The sequence below is a fragment of the Mesorhizobium sp. genome (assembly GCF_004962245.1).
In the GTDB taxonomy this organism is placed as follows: Bacteria; Pseudomonadota; Alphaproteobacteria; order Rhizobiales; family Rhizobiaceae; genus Mesorhizobium.
This window is the reverse complement of the sequence record NZ_SUHQ01000001.1, coordinates 119,883-146,372: the sequence shown is the minus strand read 5'-3', so window position 1 is coordinate 146,372 and position 26,490 is coordinate 119,883. Positions and strand designations below refer to the sequence as shown.

General features: G+C 62.7%; 22 protein-coding genes and 1 pseudogene. 17 read left to right on the top strand and 6 right to left on the bottom strand.

The annotated features are described in order from the left end of the window. Positions 1-7: 7 nt before the first annotated feature. The gene (locus tag E5X88_RS00695) at positions 8-925 is read left to right on the top strand and encodes a PopZ family protein (RefSeq protein ID WP_292157205.1); all 918 of its coding nucleotides are present in this window, start codon (positions 8-10) and stop codon (positions 923-925) included. A 61-nt stretch (positions 926-986) separates the two neighbouring features. Here E5X88_RS00695 and E5X88_RS00690 read toward each other — a convergent pair whose 3' ends face one another. Further along, positions 987-1,631: a VOC family protein gene (locus E5X88_RS00690; RefSeq protein WP_292157629.1), complete on the bottom strand. Its 645-nt coding sequence runs from the start codon at positions 1,629-1,631 to the stop codon at positions 987-989. Positions 1,632-1,912: 281 nt separating this feature from the next. Here E5X88_RS00690 and E5X88_RS00685 point away from each other — a divergent pair, with 281 nt between their 5' ends. The 4 genes from E5X88_RS00685 to E5X88_RS00670 all read left to right on the top strand — a co-directional run bounded on the left by E5X88_RS00685 (position 1,913) and on the right by E5X88_RS00670 (position 9,160). Next, a complete protein-coding gene (locus E5X88_RS00685) occupies positions 1,913-4,696 on the top strand; it encodes a valine--tRNA ligase (protein ID WP_292157203.1) in 2,784 nt (927 codons plus the stop codon). Between the two features lie 426 nt (positions 4,697-5,122). Then, the gene (locus E5X88_RS00680; RefSeq protein WP_292157201.1) at positions 5,123-6,331 is read left to right on the top strand and encodes an outer membrane protein transport protein; all 1,209 of its coding nucleotides are present in this window, start codon (positions 5,123-5,125) and stop codon (positions 6,329-6,331) included. A 278-nt stretch (positions 6,332-6,609) separates the two neighbouring features. Then, a complete protein-coding gene (gene ilvD / locus E5X88_RS00675) occupies positions 6,610-8,334 on the top strand; it encodes a dihydroxy-acid dehydratase (protein ID WP_292157199.1) in 1,725 nt (574 codons plus the stop codon). After that, positions 8,321-9,160, top strand: a complete 840-nt coding sequence (locus E5X88_RS00670) for a tetratricopeptide repeat protein (RefSeq protein ID WP_292157197.1) — start codon at positions 8,321-8,323, stop codon at positions 9,158-9,160. Before ilvD ends, E5X88_RS00670 begins: the two co-directional genes overlap by 14 nt. Positions 9,161-9,235: 75 nt before the next feature. On the opposite strand, the gene E5X88_RS00665 is transcribed toward E5X88_RS00670, so the two are convergent. From E5X88_RS00665 to erpA, 5 genes and pseudogenes are all read right to left on the bottom strand, one after another. Continuing rightward, on the bottom strand, positions 9,236-9,529 hold the full coding sequence (locus tag E5X88_RS00665; protein WP_292157195.1) for a hypothetical protein: 294 nt from the start codon (positions 9,527-9,529) through the stop codon (positions 9,236-9,238). A gap of 127 nt (positions 9,530-9,656) precedes the next feature. After that, a pseudogene (gene xth / locus E5X88_RS00660) lies at positions 9,657-10,456 on the bottom strand (exodeoxyribonuclease III). A 7-nt stretch (positions 10,457-10,463) separates the two neighbouring features. Then, positions 10,464-10,856 carry a VOC family protein gene (locus E5X88_RS00655; protein ID WP_292157628.1) on the bottom strand — a complete coding sequence of 131 codons (393 nt, stop codon included), beginning with the start codon at positions 10,854-10,856 and terminating at the stop codon, positions 10,464-10,466. A 2-nt stretch (positions 10,857-10,858) separates the two neighbouring features. Further along, positions 10,859-11,371, bottom strand: a complete 513-nt coding sequence (locus tag E5X88_RS00650) for a hypothetical protein (protein WP_292157193.1) — start codon at positions 11,369-11,371, stop codon at positions 10,859-10,861. A gap of 7 nt (positions 11,372-11,378) precedes the next feature. Then, positions 11,379-11,726, bottom strand: a complete 348-nt coding sequence (gene erpA / locus E5X88_RS00645; protein WP_292157191.1) for an iron-sulfur cluster insertion protein ErpA — start codon at positions 11,724-11,726, stop codon at positions 11,379-11,381. A gap of 89 nt (positions 11,727-11,815) precedes the next feature. Between erpA and E5X88_RS00640 the strand changes: the two genes are divergently transcribed. From E5X88_RS00640 to E5X88_RS00585, 12 genes are all read left to right on the top strand, one after another. Beyond that, positions 11,816-13,030: a deoxyguanosinetriphosphate triphosphohydrolase gene (locus E5X88_RS00640; RefSeq protein WP_292157189.1), complete on the top strand. Its 1,215-nt coding sequence runs from the start codon at positions 11,816-11,818 to the stop codon at positions 13,028-13,030. Positions 13,031-13,092: 62 nt separating this feature from the next. Continuing rightward, positions 13,093-14,850 (top strand): arginine--tRNA ligase, encoded by a 1,758-nt coding sequence (argS, locus tag E5X88_RS00635; protein ID WP_292157187.1) that lies wholly within the window; start codon positions 13,093-13,095, stop codon positions 14,848-14,850. A gap of 103 nt (positions 14,851-14,953) precedes the next feature. After that, positions 14,954-18,397 (top strand): SPOR domain-containing protein, encoded by a 3,444-nt coding sequence (locus E5X88_RS00630; protein ID WP_292157185.1) that lies wholly within the window; start codon positions 14,954-14,956, stop codon positions 18,395-18,397. 158 nt (positions 18,398-18,555) lie between these two features. Further along, complete coding sequence (nagZ, locus tag E5X88_RS00625) at positions 18,556-19,575, top strand: beta-N-acetylhexosaminidase (RefSeq protein WP_292157182.1); 1,020 nt, start codon at positions 18,556-18,558, stop codon at positions 19,573-19,575. Positions 19,576-19,722: 147 nt separating this feature from the next. Beyond that, entirely contained in the window at positions 19,723-20,523 is an 801-nt protein-coding gene (locus E5X88_RS00620; RefSeq protein WP_292157626.1) for a ScpA family protein, read from the top strand. Then, entirely contained in the window at positions 20,520-21,299 is a 780-nt protein-coding gene (gene scpB, locus E5X88_RS00615) for an SMC-Scp complex subunit ScpB (protein WP_292157180.1), read from the top strand. Before E5X88_RS00620 ends, scpB begins: the two co-directional genes overlap by 4 nt. A 178-nt stretch (positions 21,300-21,477) precedes the next feature. Continuing rightward, positions 21,478-21,699, top strand: coding sequence for a twin-arginine translocase TatA/TatE family subunit (locus E5X88_RS00610; protein WP_013895102.1), 222 nt, complete (start codon positions 21,478-21,480; stop codon positions 21,697-21,699). Positions 21,700-21,728: 29 nt separating this feature from the next. After that, positions 21,729-22,412, top strand: a complete 684-nt coding sequence (gene tatB / locus E5X88_RS00605; RefSeq protein ID WP_292157177.1) for a Sec-independent protein translocase protein TatB — start codon at positions 21,729-21,731, stop codon at positions 22,410-22,412. Between the two features lie 44 nt (positions 22,413-22,456). After that, complete coding sequence (tatC, locus tag E5X88_RS00600; RefSeq protein ID WP_292157623.1) at positions 22,457-23,266, top strand: twin-arginine translocase subunit TatC; 810 nt, start codon at positions 22,457-22,459, stop codon at positions 23,264-23,266. A 216-nt stretch (positions 23,267-23,482) separates the two neighbouring features. Further along, on the top strand, positions 23,483-24,994 hold the full coding sequence (gene serS / locus E5X88_RS00595; protein WP_292157175.1) for a serine--tRNA ligase: 1,512 nt from the start codon (positions 23,483-23,485) through the stop codon (positions 24,992-24,994). After that, positions 24,994-25,752, top strand: coding sequence for a 5'/3'-nucleotidase SurE (surE, locus tag E5X88_RS00590; RefSeq protein ID WP_292157173.1), 759 nt, complete (start codon positions 24,994-24,996; stop codon positions 25,750-25,752). The genes serS and surE overlap by 1 nt, the downstream gene beginning before the upstream one ends. Then, positions 25,749-26,414 carry a protein-L-isoaspartate(D-aspartate) O-methyltransferase gene (locus E5X88_RS00585; protein WP_292157171.1) on the top strand — a complete coding sequence of 222 codons (666 nt, stop codon included), beginning with the start codon at positions 25,749-25,751 and terminating at the stop codon, positions 26,412-26,414. The genes surE and E5X88_RS00585 overlap by 4 nt, the downstream gene beginning before the upstream one ends. The last annotated feature ends 76 nt before the right edge of the window (positions 26,415-26,490 follow it).

Sequence of the window (26,490 nt, the reverse complement as noted above, 5' to 3'; positions counted from 1 at the left end):
TGTGACGATGGCTACGGCAAGCAGCGTGCAGCGCGAACCTTCCATGGAAGAGATACTGGCTTCCATCAGGAGGATCATCGAGGACAGCGATTCCGGCCGCAAGTTTCCGGACGAAGCAGAAGACCTGCGCCAGGATCTGGAGCCGACGCCGACGCCGGCGGTGGTGCCGGCACCGGCGGCAGGCTGGGCGCCGCCGGAGGCAGGCTGGGCGCCGCCTGAGGCAGGCTGGGCGCCGCCTGAGGCAGGCTGGGCGCCGCCGGAGGTGGATGACTTTCGCGCCGAACTGCGTGCCGGACCAGACACCAGAGAGCCGGCTACACAGGCGAAGGCGCAACCATCGGTCGTCGAGCCTGTGATTGCGCGCATGGAGCCGCCGGTGCGTTCCAATCCGACTCCGGTCGAAGCGCCAGTGACGCTTGCGGGTGACAAAGCCGCTGCCGAGCCGGTCCCGGCCGTCAAGCCGGATGCGCCTGCGACGGCAAGGGTTGTGGAGACGACCGATAGCATCGTCGCCGATTGGCGGCGTGAGATCGCCGCAGTCGGCGAGGCGATGACCGTGACCAAGCCGGACAGGGCCGAGGTGAGGCAAACACCGGACGCCGAACCGAAGGCCGAGGTTTTCGAGGACGCGGCCGAATCCGCTTTCGAGCCGGCCCCGCCGCCAAATGAGTTGGCGCGTCCGGCGGCAAGCGGGGCACCGCCGGCTCGTCCGGCGATCCTTTCCGAGCATACGGGCCGGCAGGTTGCCGCCGCCTTCGGCGAGCTTTCCGATGCTTTCGCCAGCCGCAGCAAGAAAACCTTCGACGAGATGGCCGAGGAGATGCTCAGGCCCATGCTGCAGGACTGGCTGGACAACAATCTGCCGACGCTGGTCGAGCGGCTGGTGCGCGAGGAAATCGAACGCGTGGCGCGTGGCGCGCAGTAACAATTTCTGACGATCGACGGATGGAACGCCGCCGCTGGCGGCGTTTTTGTTGGCCTGCGGCTCAGCCGCCCTGGACCGATGTGGCGAAGGCGATCAGGTTTCCGTCGGGATCTGCCACGATGAAGGTGCGGGCGCCCCATGGCTCGGTCCGCAATGTCTGATGAAAGCTGACCCCGGCCGCCTGATATTCCAGGAACAGCGGCTTGATGGCGTCGAGCACGATCGTCGCCGACAGCAGATCCTCATCGGCCCTCGAGCTCTTGTCGAAAAGAGGCTTGTCGACGTGGCGCAGGTTCAAGCGTACGCCATCGCGGATGACCTGGGCGTAGAAGGGCGGTTCGCCATAGGTGAACCGCGTCCGGAAACCGAGTTTTTGGCGATAGAACGCGCAGGCTGCGTCTATATCGGAAACGAAAAGCTGGGGCTCGGCAAAGGCGAGGAAGGGTTTTTCTGCATCCGGGGGCGTGCGGTCGGTCATGGTTTGAAGGCCTTTCTTCAGCGCCTGCCAGTTTTCGAAACCTGCCCTCCTGGCGACCAGCTCCTGTGCATCGGCGAGCTTGAAGCCGTGATCCAGGATTTGGCGATCGGTCAGATTACGGAAGCGCGGCAGTATCGAACCGATCGCATCCGCGACGGGATAATACCGCTCGCGATGCCAGCGCAGGTAAAGCTTGGCCTGTTTCCTGAAGGTCTCGAGATTCGGCATGTTCGAAAATTGGGCGCACTGAGGGTTGAAGGTGTCGTAGGCGGGCAATGCCCCTCCGGCCAAAAGCCGATGCGCCCTACAGCAGCACCGGCAAGCTATGGTGGTTTACGGTCTGTGGTCAAGGGGACGGCCGCGTCGGCATCGCATCCCGTAGGTTGCCTGAAGCCGCCCAGGCGCTATCTATGAGCCATTGCCATCTGCCGCTCGCTTGCGGTTGACTTGCCAACTGCCTTCCGATTTACACCGAACCCAACACATCCCGACAGCTCGGACCTCTTTTCATGCTCGAAAAAACCTACGACGCCAAAATCGTCGAGCCGAAGATCGCCAAAATCTGGGAGGAGGCCGACGCGTTTCGTGCTGGCGCGGGCGCCGACGAGGGCGCGGAAGCCTTCACCATCGTCATCCCGCCGCCGAACGTCACCGGCTCGCTGCATATGGGCCATGCGCTCAACAACACCCTGCAGGACATTCTGGTGCGCTTCGAACGCATGCGCGGCAAGAACGTGCTGTGGCAGCCCGGCATGGACCATGCCGGCATCGCCACGCAGATGGTGGTCGAGCGCCAGCTCATGGAGAAGCAGATCCACCGCCGCGACCTGACGCGCGGTGAGTTCATCGAGAAAGTCTGGGAGTGGAAGGCCGAATCCGGCGGCGCGATCCTTAACCAGTTGAAGCGGCTGGGCGCCTCGGCCGACTGGAGCCGAGAGCGCTTCACCATGGACGAGGGCCTGTCCAAGGCGGTGCTCGAAGTGTTCGTCACGCTCTACAAGGAAGGGCTGATCTACAAGGACAAGCGCCTTGTGAACTGGGACCCGAAGCTGCTCACGGCCATCTCCGACCTCGAGGTCGAACAGCAGGAGGTCAACGGCAATCTCTGGCATTTCCGCTATCCGGTCGAGGGCGAAGCCTTCGATCCGGAAAATCCGAAGACCTTCATCACCGTGGCGACGACTCGCCCCGAGACGATGCTGGGCGATACGGCGGTGGCGGTGCATCCCGACGACGAGCGTTTTCGGCATCTGGTTGGCAAGAACCTCGTCCTGCCGATCGTCGGCCGCAAGATCCCGGTGGTGGCGGACGACTATTCCGATCCGGAAAAGGGCAGCGGCGCGGTCAAGATCACGCCGGCGCATGATTTCAACGACTTCGAGGTCGGCAAGCGCCATAAGCTGCCGGCGATCAACATCCTCACCGTCGAGGCGGCGGTGGCCCTCACGGACAATGACGACTTCCTCGCCGGGCTGGAGGTGACGCCCGAGCGGCAGGCCGTCTGGGATGAACTCGACGGCCTCGATCGTTTTGTCGCGCGCAAGAAGATCGTCGAACTGATGGAGGCGGGCGGTTTCCTTGAAAAGGTCGAGCCGCATCGCCACACCGTGCCGCATGGCGATCGCGGCGGTGTGCCGATCGAGCCGCTCCTGACCGACCAGTGGTATGTCAACGCGGCCGAACTCGCCAAGCCGGCGATCGCGTCCGTGCGCGAAGGCCGCACCAAGATCATACCCGGTAGCTGGGAGAAGACTTACTTCCAGTGGATGGAGAACATCGAACCCTGGTGCATCTCGCGCCAACTCTGGTGGGGACACCAGATCCCCGCCTGGTACGGGCCGGACGGGCGTGTCTTCGTCGAGAAGACCGAGGAGGAAGCGCTCGCCGCCGCGGTCGAATATTATCTGGCGCTGGAGGGGCCGTGGAAGGCCTGGGTCGAGGACAAGCTCGAGAACTTCAAGCCGGGCGATATCCTGACTCGCGACGAGGATGTGCTCGACACATGGTTCTCGTCGGCGCTGTGGCCGTTCTCGACGCTTGGCTGGCCGGACCGGACGCCGGAGCTGAAGACCTACTACCAGACCGACGTGCTGGTGACCGGCTTCGACCTGATCTTCTTCTGGGTCGCCCGCATGATGATGATGGGCCTGCACTTCATGGACGAGGAGCCGTTCCATACCGTGTATATGCATGCGCTGGTGCGCGACAAGAACGGGCAGAAGATGTCGAAGTCGAAAGGCAACGTCATCGACCCGCTCGATCTCATAGACGAATACGGCGCCGACGCGCTGCGCTTCACGCTGGCTGTGATGGCGGCGCAAGGGCGCGACGTGAAGCTCGATCCGGCGCGCATCGCCGGCTACCGCAATTTCGGCACCAAGCTGTGGAACGCGACGCGCTTCGCCGAAATGAACGACGTCGCGAGAAACGACGATTTTTGGCTGAACGACGCCAAGCTGGCGGTCAACCGCTGGATCCTGACCGAACTGACGCGCACCGCGGGCGAAATCACCGATGGCATCACCTCATACCGCTTCAACGAGGCGGCTGGTGCGGCCTACCGCTTCGTCTGGAACCAGTTCTGCGACTGGTACCTGGAACTGTTGAAGCCGGTGTTCACAGGTCCGGACGAGGCCGCCAAGGCCGAAAGCCGGGCTTGCGTCGCCTTCGTGCTCGACGAGATCTACAAGCTGCTGCACCCGATGATGCCGTTCATGACTGAAGAACTGTGGGCGCAGACGGCCGGCGAGGGCAAGGAACGGCCGTCGCTGCTTTGCCATGCCGCATGGCCGTCGCCCGACTTCGAGGATGAGGCCGCGGCGGCCGACATCAACTGGCTGATCGATCTTGTCTCCGGCATCCGCTCCGTGCGCTCGGAGATGAACGTGCCGCCGGCGGCGATCGCCCCGCTGGTGGTGATCGGCGCCAACGAAGCGACGCGCGACAGGCTCGAACGCCAGGATTCGGCGATCAAGCGGCTGGCGCGGGTCGGCGATATTTCACTCGGCGAAGCAGCACCCAAGGGTTCCGCCCAGATCGTGCTCAACGAGGCGACCATCTGCTTGCCGCTTGGCAGCCTGATCGACCTCACCGCGGAGGCGGCGCGGCTGCAGAAGGAACTGGTCAAGGTGACGGAGGAGATCGCCCGGCTGCACAAGAAGCTGTCCAACGAGAAATTCGTCGCCAACGCGCCGGAAGACGTCGTGGAAGCCGAGCGCGAAAAACTCGGCGAGTACCGCGAGGCGCAAGAGAAGCTTTCGGTGGCGTTGACGCGGGTGCGCGAAGCCGGTTGAGCTATCTTTTGTTTGAAGATCGGATTGGCCCAAAAATCGGATTCTACTTCCGAGTCCGATGCTCTGGGTTCATCGGATTCGTCAGTCCAGAATCTGCTTTTCGGAAGGGCTCCTTGCCACGAAAATAGGCATTCCGCAGCGTAAATCTTGACGTAAACGGAATGTTTTGGCCCTATGTTGCCATAATGTAACAATGAGGCCTGGTCTTCGCAAAATGGGCCGTTTTTGCGTCGTTCCATGCCATTTTTCGGAATTTTCTCGTCGATTTGCATCCCAATGGGCCGTTTTTTGGCCGTGCCGCGAAAGCTGTCACTTTGTCCAGAATACGATCCGCGAAGGCGTACGTGTACGCATCGAGAATTCGTTGTTGCGACGTTAACCTGAATTGGCTCTAGCTTGGCCCACTCGTATTCGGGAGGGACATTCATGAGTATTTTGCGTCTGAAAGCGCTGCTGGGGGCAGGGTGCTTTTCGCTATCGATTTTCGGCGTTGCGAACGCGGGCGGCTTCGACCGGGGCGGTGTCAACATCGATCAGTTGTTTGATGCCGCGCCATATTCGTTCGATGCCGGCGTCACCTATGTTTCGCCGCAGCGCACACTGAAGAATGTGCAGCGCCTGGATGGCTCGGGAATGTCGACGTCGGAAATTGACGTTGGTGGCGACTACGTGGTGCCGCGCATCGGCTTCAAGGCCAACATCTTTGAACCAGTGGATTGCCTTGCGTCTTATACAGAACCGTATGGTGCGGAGGCAGACTTCGGAATGAACAACGCCTATTCGCCAACGGCGGTCAAATACTATGTCAAAACAAATGATTTCGGCCTTACCTGCTCCTACAAGATAAATGTCGGCAAGGGCGCGATCCGGTTCATCGGCGGCCTCTCCTACCAGGAGGTCGATGCGTTTCTGTCCCGCCAGACACTGCTGGCCTTCGGCAATACCGGCCTCGGAAAATTCAAGCTTTCCGATGAGGCATGGGGTTGGCGCGTGGGCGCCGCTTATGAAATTCCCGAAATCGCCTTGCGCGCGAGCTTGATGTACTCTTCGAGCTACAAATATGACGAACTGTCGGGAACCGTCGACACGACCGGATTTGCAGGTGGGCCGCTAGGAAATGTTACCGGAGTGTTCCCGGTGACCGCATCCGCCGAGATTCCCCAGGCCGTGGAATTCAAGCTGCAGAGCGGTATAGCTCCTGGCTGGCTGGCCTTTGGCTCGGTTCGCTGGCAGGAATGGAGCAAGCTTGGCATTGTTCCGATTAATGGTGTGATTAACCCGGTTTTCGGTACACCCTCGAACGTTTCTTTCGACCTACTTTATCGCGACGGCTGGACGGTGTCGGGCGGCATAGCTCACAAGTTCACGGACCAGTTGTCGGGCGCGGTTTCGCTGACCTGGGATCGTGGAACCTCGACGACCTCCGGCTATCAGTCGGACACCTGGTCCGTGGCCAGCGGCATCTCCTATTCGCCGAATGACAAGGTCGAGGTCAGACTTGGCGGCTCGATCGGCGTGCTGACCAGTGGGTCGTCGACCTTCACCGGTGTTGGCGACACGGCAAATGCCATTACCTACACATACGACGACGATCTGCTCCTTGCTGGCTCAGCTTCGGTTAAGATCAAGTTTTAAGTGCAAGTTTTCAATAGCAAAAAGGCCGGGCATTGCCCGGCCTTTTTTTGCATGACAGGCTTTCCCGACATCCGTCTGGCGTTGCAATACACCGCCTCTCTGCCTCCTGCGATCGTGACGTTTTGGCAACAGTTTCTGAACAACGCTCGCGCTGCGAGGGCAGCAGGGGACATTGCCTATTTCCCGCCATAAACCCGGCGCACCTCGAATTTGTCTCGGGACACGTGCCAAAAGGCTCGGCAATGGGGCAGGCCGCATCGCCCGCGGCGAGGAAGAGCATGGACGCCAGAGTCATCTCCAAGGCCAAGCTGCCCAGCCGCTATGTGACCGTCGGTCCGGCGCGCGCGCCGCACCGCTCCTATCTCTACGCGATGGGACTGTCGGCGGCCGAGATCGCGCAGCCGCTGGTCGGCGTCGCAAGCTGCTGGAACGAGGCGGCACCCTGCAACATCTCGCTCATGCGCCAGGCGCAGGTGGTCAAGAAGGGCGTCGCCGCGGCTAGCGGCACGCCGCGCGAATTCTGCACCATCACCGTCACGGACGGCATCGCCATGGGCCATCAGGGCATGAAATCGTCGCTGGTGTCGCGCGAGGTCATTGCCGATTCGGTCGAACTCACCATGCGCGGCCATTGCTACGATGCGCTGGTCGGCCTTGCCGGTTGCGACAAGTCGCTGCCCGGCATGATGATGGCCATGGTGCGGCTCAACGTGCCGTCGATTTTCATCTATGGCGGCTCGATCCTGCCCGGTTCCTACAAGGGCCGACAGATCACCGTCCAGGACGTATTCGAAGCCGTCGGCCAGCACTCGGTCGGCACGATCGATGACGCCGAACTTCTTGAAATCGAACAAGCCGCCTGTCCGTCGGCCGGCTCTTGCGGCGCCCAGTTCACCGCCAACACCATGGCCACCGTCGCCGAGGCCATCGGCCTGGCACTGCCCTATTCCTGCGGGGCGCCGGCGCCCTACGAGATGCGCGACCGCTTCAATTTCGCCTCGGGCGAAAAGATCATGGAATTGATCGAAAAGAACATCCGCCCGCGCGACATCGTCACGCTGAAGGCGCTGGAGAATGCGGCGACCGTGGTTTCGGCCACCGGTGGGTCGACCAACGCGGCGTTGCATTTGCCCGCGATCGCGCATGAAGCCGGGATAAAGTTCGACCTCTTCGACGTGGCCAGGATATTCGAGAAGACGCCCTATATCGCCGACCTGAAGCCGGGCGGCAAATATGTCGCCAAGGACATGTTCGAGGCCGGTGGCATTCCGCTTTTGATGAAGACGTTGCTCGACCACGGCTATCTGCATGGCGACTGCCTGACAGTGACCGGCCGCACTTTAGCCGAAAATATGGAGCACGTAGCCTGGAATGATAGCCAGGATGTGGTCCGTCCCGCCAACCGACCAATCACCCAAACGGGTGGCGTCGTGGGCTTGAAGGGAAACCTTGCCCCCGAAGGCGCGATCGTGAAGGTCGCGGGCATGTCGGAGCTGAAATTCTCGGGTCCGGCGCGCTGCTTCGATTCGGAAGAGGAATGTTTCGAGGCGGTTACGGATCGCAGCTACAGGGAAGGCGAGGTCCTCGTCATTCGTTACGAGGGTCCGCGCGGCGGTCCGGGCATGCGGGAAATGCTTTCGACGACGGCGGCTCTGTATGGTCAGGGCATGGGCGGCAAGGTGGCTCTCATCACCGACGGACGTTTTTCAGGCGCGACACGCGGTTTCTGCATTGGCCATGTCGGGCCGGAAGCCGCCGTGGGCGGTCCGATCGGGCTGCTGAAGAACGGCGATGTGATCTCGATCGATGCGGTGAACGGCACGATCGAGGTGGCGCTGTCCGACACCGAACTTGCGGCGAGGGCAAAGGCATGGAAGGCGCGCGCAACCGACTATCAGTCGGGCGCGATCTGGAAATATGCGCAAACGGTAGGGCCTGCGCGCGACGGCGCGGTCACCCATCCCGGCGGTGCGAAAGAAACACACTGTTATGCGGATATCTGAGTTGCTGAGGTCGTCTGTCTTTTCGGCACTGGTCGCGATCGCCACTTTTGGCGCGACCTTGGGCGCCGTTGGCCAGGTCATGGCCTTCGACGACAAGGTGTTCGACGACAAGACCGGCGTGAAGCCGCAGTCCAGCCCGTGGGCAGTGTTCCAGTTCGGCTTCTCCGCCTACAAGAACGGCCGCAAGGAGCAGGCCGCTGAGGCCTACAAATACGCGGCCGAAAACGGCCAGATCGGCGCCACCTGGAAGCTTGCGCGCATGTATGCCGAGGGTGACGGCGTGGAGCGCGACGATTACGCGGCGTTCAAGTTCTTCTCAGAGATCGTCGACCAGGACGTCGAGCCCGGTTCGCCGGAAGAGAGCTATGTATCGGACGCGCTCGTGGCGCTCGGCGACTATCTGAGGAAGGGCATCCCCGGCAGCCCCATCACAGAGGACGAAGTGGCGGCCCAGGAATATTACATGCGCGCCGCCGCCAACTACCGCAATCCGAACGCCCAGTTCGAGATGGGCCAGATGTTCCTGAATGGCAAGGGCGGCGTCAAGGCCAGCATCAAGCAGGCCGGACGCTGGTTCCAGCTCGCCGCGGAAAAGGGCCATGCCGGTGCGCAAGCGACGCTCGGCAACCTGCTCTTCCAGAGCGGCAAGATCGTTCGGGGGCTGGCGATGATGACTGCAGCACTTGAGCGGGCCTCACCCGCCGACCGGCCATGGATACGCGGCATGCAGGAAGAGGCGTTTGCCGCGGCCGGCGAGGCCGACCGCCGCACCGCGATTTCGCTGGCCGGTGATATCCTCACCAAAGGTGGCGGCGGCGACCAGTAGTCGCAAAGCCAGTCGTCACGAAGCCAGTAGCCACGAAGATTGGGTACCCCGAAAAATCCAGTCGGGCAGCCGAGATCAGTTCTCGGTTGGTTTCGTCGGAACGGGGCTGGGCTCCGGTGTTGAAATCGGCGTGGCCGACTGACGCGGCGCCAGTGTTCCCGGACAATCGCCCTGAATCTTTTTCCACGACGTGTTGTTGAGCACCGTGTCGCAGCGGGCGAGATGGCTCTGGCCGGCAAGCGTCAAGCAGGCGACCTGACCGATCTGGAACGATTTTCCGTTGGCCAGGCAGTGCGGGCCGGCAAAAGCCGACGTCGCTGCGAGGGCAAGCGCCGCGGCGCACGGGCAAAGCGCAAACCTGATCGTCATCCTGAACCCCAGCCAAGCCGAGATTGCAACCGAACCCCCGATTGTGGCGATATGAGGGTCTGGGCCATGATCCCGAACTGAAGGTCCGGCGCAGTAAGAAGATCCGGCGGTCCAGGCCTCGAAATGATCAGCTTGGCGCAAAAGTCAGTTCGATGGCCACGGGTACGTGGTCGGACGGTTTTTCCCAGGCGCGCACGTGCTTTTCGATCGAGGCCGAGGAAAAGCGGTTGGCGGCTTCGGGCGAGAGCAGCAAGTGATCGATGCGGATGCCATTGTTCTTCTGCCAGGCGCCGGCCTGATAATCCCAGAAAGTGTAAGTGTCCGGCGCGTCGGTGACCGCACGCACCGCTTCGGTGAAGCCGAGATGCTTCAGCCGGCGGAACGCCTGCCTCGTCTCGGGCTGGAACAGCGCATCGCCCAGCCAGTTCTCCGGGAATCTCGCATCGATCGGTTCGGGGATGACATTGTAGTCACCGGCCAGCACCAGTGCCTCTTCGAGCAAAAGCCGTGCCTCGGCCCAGCGTTCCAGCCGCGCCATCCAGGACAGCTTGTAGGGAAACTTCTTCTCGTCATCGATCGGGTTGCCGTTCGGCAGGTAGAGCGAGACGACGCGCAACGCGCCCTTGTCGGTCGAGAACACGCCCTCGATGAAACGCGCCTGCTCGTCGGCGTCGTCGCCCGGCAGGCCGCGATTGACCTCGTCGAAGCGCAGCTTCGACAGGATGGGATGGCGACGCCGTTGAAACCCTTCTGGCCATGGGTTTCGACATTGTAGCCGAGCGCTTCGATCTCGGCGCGCGGAAACTGCTCGTCGACGGTCTTGATCTCCTGCAGACAGGCGATGTCAGGCGCGCTTTCCGTCAGCCAATGGGTCAAATTGCCGATGCGGGCCCGAACGCCGTTGATGTTCCAGGTGACGATTTTCATGACGGCCTCATTGCTGTTGCGGCGGATGACGTTCGACGAGGCCGATCGTATTGCCTGCCGGATCCTTTAGGAAGGCCATCCATTCGCTTTCCCCCGCCGGCCCGAACAGGCCTTCTGTGTCGCGATGGACGAGCATTGGCGGCGCGGTGAAAGGAACACCGGCGGCTTTTGCCGAGGCATGGAAATCGTCAAGGTCTGAAATGTCGAGATAGACGGTGCCGGCTGGCAGACCGTCCGTGAAAAGCAGGCGCACGTCGCCCGCCATGATGAAGGCGATGCCGGGCGGATCGAAGCGCACGTGCACCGTCATGCCGAGCACGTCGTGCCAGAACGCCAGCGTTGCATCGAGATCGCGCCCGGCGGAAAGCGCGACCTGACGGACCGCGCCGACGCGGCGCATGTTCATTCACTCCCGAAAGGTTGAGATTCGGCATTTTTCGCGAGTATTTGCTCAATCATCCATCGTAGGTGCGATGCCTGCTCGCGCGTTGCATTCTCGTCCATCCAATCGCAGCCGTTGTAAAGGTCTCCAAGCCAGTCTGGAAAATCGTATCTGTCCTCAATCGGCGACACCATACGGCAGACCTGAAAGGGTTCCAGTTCGCCGTCAAGGTAAGTCCGAATGCGTCGAAGGAACAGCTTACGTGCTATTTCCTTGGCTTCATCGGACTTGTCGTTGAAATCGGGAAAACACCGCGCGATCAGCGACCTCAAAAGGCCTTGGGCTTTCGCAAGGTTAACCGCGTTCCGCGGGTTGCATCGCGCGAGTTGCACGTAGGCAGCGTCTTCGGCGTAGCTCGGAGGCGCGGTGTGGCGGTTGGCCCAACCGGCGATATCGACATCGGAAATCGCTTCTATTTCGCGGGCGACAAGGGCCGTCTTCGGATCCTCATGGCCCACGAGGAGCGGCTTCATAATATCTTCAAATACTGAAGCTGGTGCCGCAGCCGCATGAGGCGACTGCATTCGGGTTCTTGATCTGGAACGACTGGCCCATCAAATCGTCGACGAAATCGATCACCGAGCCACCCATATAGACCAGCGAGAGGTCGTCGATCAGAACGGTGGCGCCGTCCTTCTCGATAGCGACGTCATCGTCGTTGCGCGTGTCAACCAGGTCGAACCTGTAGGAAAAGCCGGAACAGCCGCCGCCCTCGACCGAAACGCGCAGCGCCGTCTTGCCGGGTTCGCCAGATACAATCTTCGCGATCCGCCTGGCGGCGGCGTCGGTCATCTCCACTTTCATGGCAGTCTTGGCATCAGCGCCCATGGGCGTCACCTTGCTTTCGGTTTCACATGATAGGTATGAAGCGCAAGGGGGCAAGTCAACTGCGGCCATAGGCTATGACAATTGGGGCCATGACAAACGAGTTGGGCGACATCGGATTCGGCTATCGGCCGCGCGCGGCCTATGCCTGCGATCCGGCAAAGTCGCGCGGGCGGCTGTTCGACGAGGTGGAGAGCCCGACCCGAACGCCGTTCCAGCGCGACCGCGACCGCATCATCCATTCGACGGCCTTTCGCCGGCTGAAGCACAAGACACAGGTGTTCATCGCGCATGAGGGCGACCACTACCGCACCCGGCTGACGCATTCGATCGAGGTGGCGCAGATCGCGCGCGCCCTCGCGCGAGCGCTGCGCGGCGACGAGGACCTGGCCGAGGCGGTGGCGCTCGTGCACGATTTCGGACACACGCCCTTCGGCCATACCGGCGAGGACGCGCTGAACGAGAAGATGGCCGCCTGGGGCGGCTTCGACCACAATGCGCAATCGCTGCGCGTGGTGACGCGGCTGGAGAGCCGCTATGCCGAGTTCGACGGGCTGAACCTCACCTGGGAAACATTGGAGGGGCTGGTCAAGCACAACGGACCGTTGACCGACGCCCGCGGAAAGGGCCTGAAGGGGCCGGTGCCGCAAGCGATCCGCGACTACTCGGAGCTGCACGACCTCGAACTCGACCGCTTCGCCGGCATCGAGGCACAGTGCGCAGCGATCGCCGACGACATCGCCTACAACACCCATGACATCGACGACGGCCTGAGATCAGGCTTCCTGACGCTGGACATGCTGGAAAAGGTCTCGCTGCCTGGATCGATCCTCGAAGGCGTGCGTCAGCGCTATCCGGCGCTCGACCACGTGCGCACCGGCCACGAACTGATGCGCAGGCAGATCACGATGATGGTCGAGGATGTGATCGTTTCCACCAGCGCCAATCTGGCCCGCATCAAGCCGGACAGTGCAGACGCGGTGAGGGCGGCAGGCGAGACGATGGTGACCTTTTCCGCCGAAATGGCCGCGTTCGAAAAGGAATTGAAGGCCTTTCTCTACACGCATCTCTACCGGCACAGCGAGGTCCTGCGCGTGCGCAACGAGGCCGAGCAGATCGTCAAGAACCTGTTCGATGTCTATTTCGCCGATCCGCGCGCCATGCCCGATGGCTGGCGCGAGGGGCTAGACCGGGCCGACGATCGCATCAAGGCGCGCAGCGTTGCCGATTTCCTGGCGGGCATGACGGATACCTACGCTTTGAAAGAACACCGCCGTTTGTTTGACCATACGCCTGAATTAAGCTAGGGCGGGCTCGATTTTGCCGGCCAACAAGCCGGATCCCTGCAAAGCCGCCAGAGCCACACCAAATGAACATCTTCGCCGATTTCAACGCGCGAATCACCAGAGCTGTCGAAGCGCTTGATTTGAAAGACAAGGACGGCGGTTCGCTGGACCTGTCGCGCATCGCCGTCGAGCCGCCGCGCGACGCCAGCCATGGCGACCTGGCGACCAATGCGGCGATGGTGCTGGCCAAGCCGACCGGCCAGAATCCACGCGCACTGGCCGAAAGGCTGGCGCAAGCGCTGCGCGCCGACACCGACATCGCCGCCGCCGACATTGCCGGTCCGGGCTTCGTCAATCTCAGGCTCAAGGACGCGTTCTGGCAGGCGCATCTGACGGCGCTGCTCGGCGAGGGCCGCAATTACGGCCGCTCGACGGTCGGCGGCGGCAAGAAGGCCAATGTCGAATACGTCTCGGCCAATCCAACCGGACCGATGCATGTCGGCCATTGCCGTGGCGCCGTGGTGGGCGATGCGCTCGCCAACATGATGGCCTTCGCCGGTTATGACGTGACCAAGGAGTATGTCATCAACGATGCCGGTTCGCAGATCGACGTGCTCGGCCGATCGGTCATGCTGCGCTACCGCGAGGCGCTCGGCGACGACATCGGCGAAATACCGGCCGGGCTTTATCCGGGCGACTATCTGATCCCGGTTGGCCAGGCGTTGGCCGGCGAATTCGGCCGCTCCTTGCTGCAGATGCCCGACGAGGAAGCGCTTGCCATCGTCAAGGACAGGACGATCGATGCCATGATGGCGATGATCCGTGAGGATCTGGCGCTGCTCAACGTGCATCACGACGTCTTTTTCTCGGAGCGCACGCTGCATGCCGACAACGCCCGGAAAATCCGGTCGGCCATCAGCGACCTGACGCTCAAGGGGCATATCTACAAGGGCAAGCTGCCGCCGCCCAAGGGCGAGAAGCCGGACGACTGGGAGGACCGCGAGCAGACGCTGTTCCGCTCGACGGCCGTCGGCGACGACATGGACCGGGCGCTGGTCAAGTCGGACGGCACCTTCACCTATTTCGCCGCGGACGTCGCCTATTTGAAGGACAAGGTCGATCGCGGCTTCGTCGAGCTGATCTATGTGCTTGGCGCCGATCATGGCGGCTATGTGAAGCGCCTGGAAGCGCTCGCCCGGGCGATTGCAGGCGACGAGGTGAAGCTCACCGTCCTGCTTTGCCAGTTGGTGAGGCTTTTTCGCGATGGCGAGCCGGTGCGCATGTCGAAGCGGTCGGGCGATTTCGTAACCCTGCGCGAAGTGGTGGAGGAGGTCGGCCGCGACCCGATCCGTTTCATGATGCTCTACCGCAAGAACGATGCGCCGCTCGATTTCGACTTCGCCAAGGTGACCGAGCAGTCGAAGGACAATCCGGTGTTCTACGTGCAGTATGCCTCGGCGCGCTGCCATTCGGTGTTCCGGCAAGCGAGCGAACAGTTGGGCGAGGCCAATTTCGACCGCAATCGGCTGGCCGCAGCGACCGCTTCGCTGACCGACGAAGGCGAGATCGGCCTGATCCGCAAGCTTGCGGAATACCCGCGGCTGATCGAATCCGCGGCACTTGCGCTCGAGCCGCACCGGCTGGCATTCTACCTCTACGATCTCGCCTCCAGCTTCCACGGACATTGGAACCGCGGCACCGAGAATCCCGACTTACGTTTTGTTAAGGTTAACGACCGACAATTGACGCATGCCAGACTAGGGCTGGTGCAGGCTGTTTCGGACGTTTTGACGTCCGGCCTGACGCTGATCGGAGCAGATGCGCCCACCGAAATGCGTTAGGTTTGTCTAAAAAACCTGTCACCTTTTGCCCACATTGCGCTGGTAAGGGCCAACCCTACGCGACGTCCATGGCGTCCGAATGAGTGCGAGTTCGGGAACAATAATGGCAGACAGAACCCAGCTGAGAGCAGCCGCCCAAAACGATATCGCCGACGATGATCCGTTCGCGGAACTGACCAGGATCATGGGGTTCGACCCGCGCCAACCGGTCAAGCCGCAGGCCCAGCCGAAGGCGGCTCCCGCCACCCAGCCGGTGGACGAGGGCGATTTCGACATCGACCTCGAGAAGGAGTTGATGGGCGAATTCGGCGCCGACGACAATGACCGTGCCGCCGAGGTTCGCGAGCCGGCTTTCAACGCGGCTGCCACTCACGCAGTGGACGACGAGCCGTTCGACCTGGATTTCCCCCAGTATGACGATGCGGCGGACGAAGCCGCCCATGCCGTTGCTGCCGACGAAGTGCATTCTGGCGCTGCCGAAGCATCCGCGCCGGCCGTTGAATCTGCTTTCGATGACGGTTTCGATGATGCGCTCGCCAGTTCGCTCGAAGACGTCTCGCCATTCGAAGATGATTTGGCGGTAGACGACGAGCTTGCCGCGTCGCTCGAACAGGATTTCCTGCTCGACGATGCGACGGACCAGGCTGAACAGAATACTGCCGCCGCCGACGTTTCCGCGTCGCGCGCAGAACCCGCCTTGGACGATGAATTCGACAACGCGGTCGCAAGCTCGCTCGAAGACGAGCTGATGCTGGACGAACACGTGCGGATGGAGAGCGCCGCCGAAGCTGCTGAAGTCTCCGCGCGTGCCGCCGAGCCTGCCTTCGACGATGAATTCGACAACGCGGTCGCAAGCTCGCTCGAGGACGAGCTGATGCTCGATGACCATGCGCCGACGGAGCACGCCGCCGTCGATGTTCCTGCAGCGCCTGTTCGGGCTGTTTTGGATGAGTCCGACGAGGATTTTGCCAGCCGTTTCGACGACGCCATGGCCGATGTCGACATGGATTTCGACGTTCGCACGGATGAGCCAGTCGAGATTGACGAGCCCGAAATTGACGAACCGGGGACAATCGCCGGCAAGGGCGAGCTTTCCGCCGCGCCCCCGGAAGATGCGTTCGATGACGATTTCGATTTGAGCTTCGACGACGCGCTTGCCGAGGAAGCCGAAGAGCCGGTTGCGCAGGCCTCCGGCTTTGCGTCCCCGCCGACGGCGTCAGCCACCATGGTTCAGCCGCCGGAGCCAGCCCCCGTCGCTGACGAGCGGAGCCTCGAAGACGAGTTGAATGCGCTGTTGGGTACCATGAGCACACGGGCTGCTCCCGTGGTTGTGCCCGAATCCGCCATGATTCAGCAGCCTGTGGCCGCGGCTGAAAGAGCCGCCGACAAACCAGTGGTCGACGAACTGGACTGGAGCCTTGACGAGCAAGCGCCCTCGGAGTCGTCGGATGACGACGCGGTTCAGGCCGCCGACGCCGATCTCGACACCGTTCTCCTTGATGAGCTCGAGGGCCAGGATTTCGGTGCTGAAGATGCCGCCGAGCCGGCCGATATCGATTTCGACGATGATGAATTGCATGCCGCCTTCGCCAAAGACATCGGTCTGGATGATGGCGACGGCGATAGGGTTGCGACATCCGCTTCCCAGGAGGATTCGGATGAATCGCTCAACTGGCTGGCGGCACGGCCCGTCCCGCCGGCGCCGGCCCGTTCGTGGAGCCGCGTAACGCCGGTCGCACAGTCGCAGCAGTCTGCCTTTGCGGCCCAACCGACGGCTTCGGCGAAGATCGTGGAAGCCACGCCGCCAATGGCTCCGGCACCGTCCTATCAGGACGAGCCGGTCGAAAACGATGCCGCCAATGCGGCATCCGCGCCAGCGCAAGGCGAACAGCCTTCGGCGTATGACGAGATGCCCGATCTCGAAACGGTCGATGTGCCCGAGCGCGTCGTGGCGCTGGCGGACGATCTCGATATTCCGGAACTCGACTTCGAGGAAGACGAACCGGCGGCGCCTGCCTATGACGATCTTGACACCGAGTTCGCCAACCTTCTCACGGAAATGAATGCCGTGGACGTTGCCGCCGCCCCGGCGCGGAGCGCGGCGTATGACGATGAACCCGGGTTCCATTCAGAGGCCGAGTTCAAGTCAGGCTATGAGCCCGACCGCGTCGAAACGCGGACCTATGCGGCGAGGCCCGCAGAAGCGCCCTTCAGTGCGTCCTATGCCGACGCCGCCAGTGGCTTCGATCTGGGCGACTTGCCCGGCGGCCGGCCGGCTTCGCAGGCCGACGACTTTGGCTTGGACGAACTCGACTACGACCCCGAACTGGATGAGGCCATGTCGGTTCCCGGCCTGGCCGAGCGGGAGGCCGCGAGACCCCGGAGCCGTGGCCTGCTGGTCGCCGCGGTCGTTGGCGCCGTGGCGATCGCCGGTGGTGTTGGCGCCCTCGCATTGTCCTTCGGCGGCAGCGGCGGCAGCGATGCGCCGGTCATAGTCAAGGCGGATAATGCACCGATCAAGGTCAAGCCGGAAAATCCGGGCGGTACCGTCGTGCCGAACCAGAACAACAAGGTCTATGACGCCGTGGCCAAGGGTGGCGCGAGGCCTGCCGAACCGGTCCAGGAGAAGCTGGTCACCAACACTGAAGAGCCGGTGGACGTGACGGCCAAGGAGCCGCCGCAGAGCCGTGTGGTCGATCTTTCGCCCGACGACATCGACGCGGCGGAAGGCGCCGATGCGATCGGCGGCACGCAAGCGGCCGGCGGCACGCAAGCGGCCGGCGGCACGCAAGCGGCCGGAAATGCCGACGTCGCCGCGCCGGCACCCAAGTCCGAAGACCGTATCGCCCAGGTTCTGCAGGAGGCCGACAACGACATAACGCCCGATGTCGTCGCCGTCGCACCGCGCAAAGTGAGGACCATGGTCGTCAAGCCCGACGGTTCACTGGTTGCGCGCGAGGATCCGGCACCTGCGGCGCCGCAGGTGGCTGCCGTCGAGCCTGTCGATCCGGCGCCGCAGCATGTGGCCCCGGCGGCCCAGGCCGACGACGCGGCGCAGACCGGCACTGTGCCGCCTATTGCCGGCCAGGCAAGCGGCGACCCAGCGGCCGGCGACCAGATGATCGAAACCGTAAAGCCGGCAGCTGCGCCCACGGCCGAGGCCCAAACCGCCCAGCCTTTCAACACGCCGGCCACGGTTCCGGTGGCGCCGCAGCGTCCGTCCGACCAGCCGGTCGATGTCGTCGGCGAGGTCAAGCCCGACCAGGTTGCGTCCATCAATCCGGCGGCGGCCTCGAACGGCGGTGGCTCGTGGTCGATGCAGATTGCCTCGCAGCCGACCGTCGAAAGCGCCCAGTCGACCTATCAGGATCTGCAGCGCCGCTATGGCAGCGTGCTTTCCGGCCTCACCGCCAACATCGTCAAGGCCGAGATCGCCGGCAAGGGAACGTTCTACCGCGTTCGCGTCCCGGCGAAGTCGCGCAACGATGCCATCAACCTGTGCACCAACTACAAGGCTGCCGGCGGCAACTGTTTCGTGTCGCGCTAACACTTCAAATCTCCCGTCCTTAGGGGCAAGAACCGGCGCGGTCACGGACCGCGCCGTTTTTTGTGGAAGGGAGTTCTTTGTGTGGAAGGGATTCTGGCTCAACCGCATGTGGTTCGATGCGATTCCCTTTGTTCGCGTGAAGCTCTAAACTCCTGCCCATGACCGAATCAAAATCCATGATCCTCGGCTGCGCCGGGAACTCGCTCACACGCGACGAAATCAATTTCTATCGCAATGAATGCCCGTGGGGCTTCATCCTGTTTGCGCGCAACATTGGAGAGGCCGAGCAGATCCGCGATCTGGTCGCCGCGATGCGTGACTGTGTCGAGCGCCCGGATGCCCCGGTGTTCATCGACCAGGAAGGCGGCCGGGTGCAGCGCCTGCGGCCGCCGCTGGCGCCGAATTATCCGGCTGGTGGAGCGCTCGGCGCCTTGTGGCGCAACGACCACGACGCCGGCAACCGCGCCGCCTGGCTGCTGGCGCGGCTGCATGCCTTCGATCTGCTGCGCTACGGCATATCGGCGGATTGCCTGCCGGTGCTCGACGTGCCGATCGAGGGGGCCAGCGACGTCATCGGCGCGCGCGCCTACGGGAAGGAGCCTCGTGCCGTCATCGAACTGGGTCGCGCCGCGGCGGAGGGTCTGATGTCGGGCGGCGTGCTGCCGGTGATGAAGCATATTCCCGGGCATGGACGGGCCTTTGCCGACACGCATTTCGAACTTCCCACCGTCGACGCCTCGATGAGTGACTTGCAGCGGCATGATTTCGCCCCGTTCAGGGAGCTCAATCATTTGCCGATGGCGATGACGGCGCATGTCGTCTACAGCGCGATCGACCCGAACAACCCGGCCACGACCTCCGGCAAGGTCATCGACGAGATCATCCGCGGCGAAATCGGTTTCGACGGGCTGTTGATGAGCGACGACACCTCGATGAAGGCACTTTCTGGGGATTTCCCGACAAAGGCGGCCGCGATCCTTGCGGCGGGCTGCGATCTGGTCCTTCACTGCAACGGCGTTTTCGAGGAGATGGCGGGCATTGCGTCGCGCACCACGGGGCTTGAAGGCACGTCGCTGCAGCGCGCGCAGCGCGCGCTGACCTATATCAAGAACCGCGATCTGGCTGATGAAGCCGAGATACGCGCAGAATTCGCCACCTATTTCGACGCGGTAGCCTAGACCGTGATCACGAACCGAAGGTCCGCGCCAGCGAAAAGTGGGAACCGGTTTTCGGGACAGATCATGGTCAAACAACAAGATAGAACCTGAGGAAAGCGACAGGACGTGGCGGAAACATTGGACAGTAAGGCCGGCAAGGCCGCACCGATGGACCGTCTGTGGGCCGAAAACGATGATTCGCGGCTGACCGGCGATCCCGCACTGGTCGTCGACGTCGACGGTTTCGAAGGCCCGCTCGACCTCTTGCTGCATCTTGCCCGCAACCAGAAGGTCGATCTGGCGCGCATCTCGATCCTGGCGCTGGCCGAGCAATATCTGGCCTTTGTCGAGAAGGTGAGGGCGCTCAGGCTGGAGCTTGCCGCCGACTACCTGGTGATGGCGGCGTGGCTGGCCTTTCTCAAGTCGAAGCTTTTGATCCCCAAGCAACCCGGCGACGACGGCGAAAGCGGCGAGGAGTTGGCTGCGGTGCTGCAGTTCCGGCTGAAGCGGCTGGAAGCCATGCGCGACGCGGCGGCTCGGCTGGTCAACCGCAACCGGCTCGGACGCGACGTGTTCGCCCGCGGCATGCCGGAAATGGTCATTGTCGAGAAGCGCAACGCCTATTCGGCCTCGCTCTACGATCTGCTGACCGCCTATGCGGCCCAACGCCAGAAGCAGGCGATCACCAATGTGACGATCGCCAGGCGCGGTGTGTGGTCGCTCAAGGACGCGCGCGATGTCCTGACCAGGCTGATCGGCTCGCTTCGCGACTGGACGGCGCTGGATGGTTTCCTGATCGAGTATCTGACCGATCCGGAAGAGCGGCGCACAGCGATCGCCAGCTCCTTTGCGGCAACGCTGGAACTGGTCCGCGAAGGCAAGGTGGAAATGCGGCAGGACGAGGTGTTCGCGCCACTCTATCTGCGCGGTCGTGCGCAAGGCATCAGGGTAGTCGAGGTGGCATCATGAGTGAACGCGCCAACGCTTCGGTCATTCCGTTCAAGGTCGACGACGAGACCGAAGAGGGCGTGCTCGCCGGGCCTCCGGCAGAAAATCAGGCCCAGAACCCATCCCAGAATCCAGGCGAGCGGCTGTACATGGCGGAAGCTGTGCGCATGGCCGAGGCGATCGTTTTCGCCAGCGCCGAGCCGGTCAGCGAAAAGCAGCTTGCCGCGCGCCTGCCCGACCGCATCAACATTGCAGTGGCGATGGCTGAACTGCAGCAGATTTATGAGCGGCGCGGGGTCAATCTGGTGCGCGTCGGCGATGCCTGGGCGTTCCGCACCGCCGGCGACCTCGCTTTCCTGATGAGCCGCGATACGGTGCAGCAGAGGAAGCTTTCCCGCGCGGCGCTCGAAGTGCTGGCGATCATCGCCTATCACCAGCCGGTGACGCGCGCCGAGATCGAGGATATCCGCGGCGTCGAGACCTCGAAGGGCACGCTGGACACGCTGATGGAGACCGAATGGGTGAAGATGCGCGGCCGCCGCCGCACGCCCGGGCGTCCCGTCACCTACGGCACCACCGACATCTTCCTCGACCATTTCGCGCTGGAGGAGATCCGCGATCTTCCCGGCATGGAGGAATTGAAGGGCGCCGGGCTGCTTTCCGGCCGCATGCCGTCGAATTTTTCCATTCCGCTGCCGCCGGCCGATCCAGACGCGCTAACCGACGACGAGGATCCGCTGACCGACATCGACCTCGAAGAACTCGGCCTGTTGACGCCCCGCGTCGAGGACGATTGATCGCAGGCGCGCTTTCTAAACGGCCCGCAGGCGGGGGCTGCGCGGATTCGTAGCGCCCCCTCGCAACGAAAGTGCGTGACTTCGGCCACTCATTCTTAAACTCTGTCGCGGTTGTGTTTGAATCCCGGCGCGAAAACGCATAGATCATCGTCAGAGAAACATTCGAGAGAGAGTTGCTATGGGTTCGTTTTCGATTTGGCACTGGATGATCGTGCTGGTGATCGTGCTGCTGGTGTTCGGTCGCGGCAAGATTCCCGAGCTGATGGGTGACATGGCCAAGGGTATCAAGAGCTTCAAGAAGGGCATGGCCGACGACGATGTCGCCGAGGACAAGCGTACCGTCGAGCACCGTGCCGACGAGACCGTTTCGGCAGTGAAGGAAAAGGCCAGCAAGAGCTGAGCCCAAAACTTTAGTCGGAACGTATCGCCATGTTCGACATCGGCTGGACCGAGATGCTGGTGATCGCGATCGTCATGATTGTGGTCGTCGGGCCTAAGGATTTGCCCAAGATGCTGCGCACTTTCGGCCGCACGACGGCAAAGATGCGTGGCATGGCAGCCGACTTCCAGAAGCAGTTCAACGACGCGCTGAAGGAGGCCGAGCTCGACGACGTCAAGAAGTCGGTCGATTCACTCAGGAGCCTCAACCCGGCCGCCGAGATCAGGAAGCAGCTCAACCCGTTCGAGCAGGCGGCGGCCGACGTGCGCTCCGGCGTGGACGCGGTGATGAAGCCGAAGCCGGCCGTGGACCCGGTCGCGCCGGCTGCTTCGACGCCGCAGGATACCGGGCTGAAGAATGGCGCGACGGTGCTGCCGGGCGTCGATGCGCCGGAAGCGGCCCCAGCGGCGCCGACCTTTCCGGCGATGACCGATGAGTCGGTGGTGACATCGCCCGCCGGGACGGCTACGACGGCTGCGTCGCAAAAGACCCCGGCAGCGAAGAAGAAGCCTGCGCCGGCGAAAGCGATGCCGGCCCCCTCGGCCGCAGCGAAGCCAGCGGCAAAACCTGCCGCGACAAAGACTGCAGCTAAAAAGGCCGAGCCGAAGCCAGCGCCGGCTGCGGTGAAGAAGCCGGCTGCAGCCGCCAAAAAGACGGCGGGAGCCACCAAGTGAGCGTTTCGGAAAAGGACGAGATCGAACAATCGGCGGCTCCGTTGATGGAGCATCTGATCGAGTTGCGCCGGCGGCTGATGTGGTCGATCGGCGGGTTCTTCGTCGCCTTCCTGTTCTGCTTCTTCTTCGCCAAGCAACTGTTCAACCTGTTGGTCATCCCGTTCAAATGGGCGACCCAATGGGCAGGGCTCGACCCGCACAAGGTCGAGCTGATCTACACGGCGCCGCAGGAATTCTTCTTCACCCAGGTCAAGCTGGCGATGTTCGGCGGCATGGTGATCGCCTTTCCGCTGATCGCCACGCAGATCTACAAATTCATCGCGCCCGGCCTCTACAAGAACGAACGCAACGCTTTCCTGCCGTTCCTGATCGCTTCGCCGATCCTGTTTCTGATGGGCGCGTCGCTGGTCTATTTCTTCTTCACGCCGATGGTGATGTGGTTCTTCCTCGCCATGCAGCAGGCCGGCACCGACGATCAGGTGCAGATTTCGCTGCTGCCGAAAGTCTCGGAATATCTCAGCCTGATCATGACGCTGATCTTCTCCTTCGGTCTGGTATTCCAGTTGCCGGTGGTGACCAGCCTGATGGCGCGTGTGGGCATACTGTCGTCGCAGGCGCTGGTTGAAAAGCGCAAATGGGCCATCGTCATCGCCTTCGTCGTCGCGGCTGTGCTGACGCCGCCCGACCCGATAAGCCAGATCGGTTTGGCCATTCCCACGATCCTTCTCTACGAGGTCTCGATCTGGTCGGCCCGGCTGATCGAGCGCAGCAAGGAACGGGAACGTCTGGCGCGCGAGAAGCGGGAGGCTGCGGAAGAGGTGGCCGAAAAGCCTGCGGATGCGTCGTCCACATAGTCTGCTTCGTCGGCGGATATGCCCTTGATCCTTTCAAGATATGCTGGACAGAGGGGGCGCGAAGGAACTCGGCCTTGACATCTTGCATCGATCAAGGATGCGGTTTACGCCCTCTGGCCTAAAACGCGATGCGTTTTAGGTCTTTGTTTTTGGGCATGTCGTTGTCCAAAACCGCTGCGCACTTTGGGCGATATGCCCGCTGAGGACGAACAAACCATGCTCGACATCAAATGGATTCGCGACAACCCGAAGGCCCTTGTCGAGGTGCTCAAGAAGCGCTCGTGGTCGGCTGAGGACGCGCAGTCCACGGTCGACGATCTGATCGCCCGGGACGAGGCGCGGCGCGAGCATCTGACCGAGCTGCAGACCAGGCAGGAGCGCCGCAACGCCGCCTCGAAGGAGATCGGCAACGCCGTGCGTTCGGGCGACGCCGCCCTTGCCGAAAGGTTGAAAGCCGAGGTCGGCGAGATCAAGGCCTTCATCCAGAACGGCGAGGCGCGCGAACGCGAGCTCGACAAGGCGCTGAACGACGCATTGGCGGTGCTGCCCAATGTGCCGCTCGACGATGTGCCGGTCGGCAAGGACGAGCACGACAATGTCGTCAAGCGCATCGTCGGCAAGCTGCCGACGCGCCCGAACTGGGTGAAGGAGCATTTCGAGGTCGGCGAAGCGCTCGGCATGATGGATTTCGAGCGGGCGGCGAAGCTCTCGGGCTCGCGCTTCACCGTGCTGAAGAGCGGACTGGCGCGGATGGAGCGCGCGCTCGGCCAGTTCATGCTCGACCTGCACACGACCGAGCACGGCTATGAGGAGATCCAGCCGCCGCTGATGGTGAATTCGGAGACTATGTTCGGCACCGGTCAACTTCCAAAATTCGAAGACGATCTTTTCAGAACGGAGAAGTCGGCCTCTATAGAGGATCTGCGTCCTGCTATTGCTCGAGCAACGCAAGATTTTTTGTCGGCCTATAGGCGGCAATATCCCCATGGGAATTTTCCACCGATTGAACAAATGAGGAATGCGCAAATTGAGTATGTTCATCGCGCGATAGAAAGCTTTCTAGGGACCGAACTTCGACTGCAAGAGCGCGATCCCAACGAGCCCATTGACGTTCCTGTGTCTTTCTATCTCATCCCGACCGCCGAAGTGCCGCTCACTAACCTCGTGCGCGAGGACATCACGCCGCATGAAAAACTGCCGCTGCGCTATACGGCGCTGACGCCATGCTTCCGCTCGGAGGCGGGCTCGGCCGGGCGCGACACGCGCGGCATGCTGCGTCAGCACCAGTTCTACAAGGTCGAGCTGGTGTCGATCACCGACCAGGAGTCCTCGCTTGCCGAGCATGAGCGGATGACCGAATGCGCCGAGGAAGTGCTGAAGCGGCTCGGCCTGCCATTCCGCACCATGACGCTGTGCACCGGCGACATGGGCTTTGGCGCGCGCAAGACCTACGACATCGAGGTCTGGCTGCCGGGCCAGAACGCCTATCGCGAGATTTCGTCCTGCTCTGTCTGCGGCGATTTCCAGGCGCGGCGCATGGACGCCCGCTACAAGGACAAGGACGGCAAGGGCAACCGCTTCGTCCACACGCTGAACGGCTCCGGCACCGCCGTCGGCCGCGCTCTTATTGCCGTCATCGAAAACTACCAGAATGAGGACGGCAGCATAACCATTCCTGAAGCGCTTCGGCCTTACATGGGCGGTCTGGAAAAGATCGAATCGAAATAATGCGCATCCTCCTGACCAATGATGACGGCATCCATGCCGAGGGCCTTGCATCGCTCGAACGCATCGCCCGCACGCTGTCGGACGATGTCTGGGTGGTGGCGCCGGAGCAGGACCAGTCCGGCTACGCGCATTCGCTGTCGATCTCGGAGCCGCTGCGCTTGAGGAAGATCGGCGAAAAGCACTTTGCCGTGCGCGGCACGCCGACCGACTGCGTCATCATGGGCGTGAAGAAAATCCTGCCCGCGGCGCCCGACCTGATCCTGTCCGGCGTCAATTCCGGCGCCAACATCGCCGACGACGTCACCTATTCGGGCACCGTCGCCGGCGCCATGGAAGGCGCGCTGCTCGGCGTGCGCTCGATCGCCTTCAGCCAGGCCTATTCCTACGTCGGCGAGGATCGCGTCGTTCCCTACGAGACCACCGAGGCGCTGGCGCCGGCGCTGCTCAAGAAGCTTGTCGCCACGCCGCTGCCGGACGGCGTGCTGCTCAACGTCAATTTTCCGAATTGCCTTCCCGAAGAGATCGCCGGCACGGTGGTCACCTCGCAAGGCAAGCTCGTCCACAGCCTGTGGGTCGACGAGCGCCGCGACGGCCGCGGGCTTCCCTACTACTGGCTGCGCTTCGGCCGCGAGCCGGTCGAGGGCAAGCGAGGCACCGACCTCCATGCCATGCGCAACCGCCTGGTGTCGGTGACGCCGCTGCAGCTCGATCTCACCGCTCATGAAATCCGCGATCAACTGACCAAGGCGCTCGCATGACCCTGAACCACAGTCCGATGGTCGACGACCGCGAAGGCTTCGCCGCATTCCTGCTTCGCCTGCGTGGCAAGGGCATGGTGCCGAAGGCGCTGATCGCAGCCTTCGAGGCGACGCCGCGGCGCGGCTTCCTTTCCGCCCAGTTCCATTCGATCGCCTGGACGGATCGCATGCTGCCGATCGAATGCGGCGAGGCGATCGAGGGGGCCGATCTGCAAGCCGCGGTGATCGCAGCGCTTGCCATCGACCCGGGCAACCGCGTGCTCGAGATCGGCACTGGGTCCGGTTACACAGCAGCGGTGATGTCGCGGCTTGCCGTGCGGGTCGTCACCATCGACCGCTACAGGACGCTGGCCGAGCAGGCCAAGCAGCGCTTCGAGGCACTCGGCATCGGCAATGTCATCGTGCGCCAGGTGGACGGCTCCAACGGACTGGCGAACGAAGCGCCGTTCGACCGCATCGTCGCATGGGCGGCCTTCGACAGCCTGCCGCGCTTCCTGCTCGACCAATTGTCGAGTGGCGGCATCGTCATCGCACCGATCGGACCCGAGGAGGGCGAGCAGGTGCTGGCTAAACTGACCAAGGTCGGCAGCCGCTTCGAACGCGAGGACATCGGCCTCGTCCGCCTGCAGCCGATCCTGCGCAGCGTAGCCGCGGTCATCTAGGGTATGTCGATATTCAGGTGATTCCCGCAACCGACCTGTCTGGTCGCTTCTCACCCGTCTCCGACTCCGCTCGGCC

What these genes read in the sequence shown, in the direction of transcription:
- E5X88_RS00695 (WP_292157205.1), top strand. Translation starts at nt 8, where the DNA reads ATGGCTACGGCAAGCAGCGTGCAGCGCGAACCTTCCATGGAAGAGATA.
- E5X88_RS00690 (WP_292157629.1), bottom strand. Translation starts at nt 1,631, where the DNA reads ATGCCGAATCTCGAGACCTTCAGGAAACAGGCCAAGCTTTACCTGCGC.
- E5X88_RS00685 (WP_292157203.1), top strand. Translation starts at nt 1,913, where the DNA reads ATGCTCGAAAAAACCTACGACGCCAAAATCGTCGAGCCGAAGATCGCC.
- E5X88_RS00680 (WP_292157201.1), top strand. Translation starts at nt 5,123, where the DNA reads ATGAGTATTTTGCGTCTGAAAGCGCTGCTGGGGGCAGGGTGCTTTTCG.
- ilvD (WP_292157199.1), top strand. Translation starts at nt 6,610, where the DNA reads ATGGACGCCAGAGTCATCTCCAAGGCCAAGCTGCCCAGCCGCTATGTG.
- E5X88_RS00670 (WP_292157197.1), top strand. Translation starts at nt 8,321, where the DNA reads ATGCGGATATCTGAGTTGCTGAGGTCGTCTGTCTTTTCGGCACTGGTC.
- E5X88_RS00665 (WP_292157195.1), bottom strand. Translation starts at nt 9,529, where the DNA reads ATGACGATCAGGTTTGCGCTTTGCCCGTGCGCCGCGGCGCTTGCCCTC.
- E5X88_RS00655 (WP_292157628.1), bottom strand. Translation starts at nt 10,856, where the DNA reads ATGCGCCGCGTCGGCGCGGTCCGTCAGGTCGCGCTTTCCGCCGGGCGC.
- E5X88_RS00650 (WP_292157193.1), bottom strand. Translation starts at nt 11,371, where the DNA reads ATGAAGCCGCTCCTCGTGGGCCATGAGGATCCGAAGACGGCCCTTGTC.
- erpA (WP_292157191.1), bottom strand. Translation starts at nt 11,726, where the DNA reads ATGGGCGCTGATGCCAAGACTGCCATGAAAGTGGAGATGACCGACGCC.
- E5X88_RS00640 (WP_292157189.1), top strand. Translation starts at nt 11,816, where the DNA reads ATGACAAACGAGTTGGGCGACATCGGATTCGGCTATCGGCCGCGCGCG.
- argS (WP_292157187.1), top strand. Translation starts at nt 13,093, where the DNA reads ATGAACATCTTCGCCGATTTCAACGCGCGAATCACCAGAGCTGTCGAA.
- E5X88_RS00630 (WP_292157185.1), top strand. Translation starts at nt 14,954, where the DNA reads ATGGCAGACAGAACCCAGCTGAGAGCAGCCGCCCAAAACGATATCGCC.
- nagZ (WP_292157182.1), top strand. Translation starts at nt 18,556, where the DNA reads ATGACCGAATCAAAATCCATGATCCTCGGCTGCGCCGGGAACTCGCTC.
- E5X88_RS00620 (WP_292157626.1), top strand. Translation starts at nt 19,723, where the DNA reads ATGGACCGTCTGTGGGCCGAAAACGATGATTCGCGGCTGACCGGCGAT.
- scpB (WP_292157180.1), top strand. Translation starts at nt 20,520, where the DNA reads ATGAGTGAACGCGCCAACGCTTCGGTCATTCCGTTCAAGGTCGACGAC.
- E5X88_RS00610 (WP_013895102.1), top strand. Translation starts at nt 21,478, where the DNA reads ATGGGTTCGTTTTCGATTTGGCACTGGATGATCGTGCTGGTGATCGTG.
- tatB (WP_292157177.1), top strand. Translation starts at nt 21,729, where the DNA reads ATGTTCGACATCGGCTGGACCGAGATGCTGGTGATCGCGATCGTCATG.
- tatC (WP_292157623.1), top strand. Translation starts at nt 22,457, where the DNA reads ATGGAGCATCTGATCGAGTTGCGCCGGCGGCTGATGTGGTCGATCGGC.
- serS (WP_292157175.1), top strand. Translation starts at nt 23,483, where the DNA reads ATGCTCGACATCAAATGGATTCGCGACAACCCGAAGGCCCTTGTCGAG.
- surE (WP_292157173.1), top strand. Translation starts at nt 24,994, where the DNA reads ATGCGCATCCTCCTGACCAATGATGACGGCATCCATGCCGAGGGCCTT.
- E5X88_RS00585 (WP_292157171.1), top strand. Translation starts at nt 25,749, where the DNA reads ATGACCCTGAACCACAGTCCGATGGTCGACGACCGCGAAGGCTTCGCC.